This window comes from Mesorhizobium sp. M1E.F.Ca.ET.063.01.1.1 (assembly GCF_003998155.1).
In the GTDB taxonomy this organism is placed as follows: Bacteria; Pseudomonadota; Alphaproteobacteria; order Rhizobiales; family Rhizobiaceae; genus Mesorhizobium.
This window is the reverse complement of sequence record NZ_RZSC01001568.1, coordinates 1-480: the sequence shown is the minus strand read 5'-3', so window position 1 is coordinate 480 and position 480 is coordinate 1. Positions and strand designations below refer to the sequence as shown.

General features: G+C 61.9%; 1 protein-coding gene. It reads left to right on the top strand.

Annotated features, from left to right (window positions below):
• A partial coding sequence (locus EOA29_RS39825; RefSeq protein ID WP_127222576.1) for a putative glycolipid-binding domain-containing protein occupies nt 1-431 on the top strand: 431 nt, incomplete at its 5' end.
• Nucleotides 432-480 lie beyond the last annotated feature (49 nt).

The following is a 480-nucleotide window of genomic DNA, read 5'->3' as shown; positions in this document are numbered from 1 at the left end:
CTGTCATCAAGCCTGTCGAACTGATAGTGGAGTGCGCCGCGCGCGTTGCAGGATTTCTCGGCGGCGACGCACTCCACTATCAGTTCGACAGGCTTGATGACAGCGGTTGGACGCTCAACGGCAAAAGGCAGACGCAAGTGGCCGATCTTGTCGACCTCGACCTTGGTTTCACGCCGGCGTCGAATCTCCTGCCGATCCGGCGCCTTGGCCTGAGGCCCGGCATTTCGACGCCCGCTCCGGCGGCCTATCTGGCCTTTCCCGAGCTGAGGCTTGAACGCCTCGACCAGACCTATAGCCGCCTCGACGATACCCGCTATGCCTATGCCGCGCCGAAATTCGGCTACCACCAGGTGCTGGAGGTTTCGTCGTCCGGCTTCGTTGTCGACTATCCAGGTCTGTGGAAAGCCATCGCATGCGCCGAGCGCGCTTAAACACTGGTCGGCGTCGACAGGACGACCGCGGCATGGCTCATAATGACGC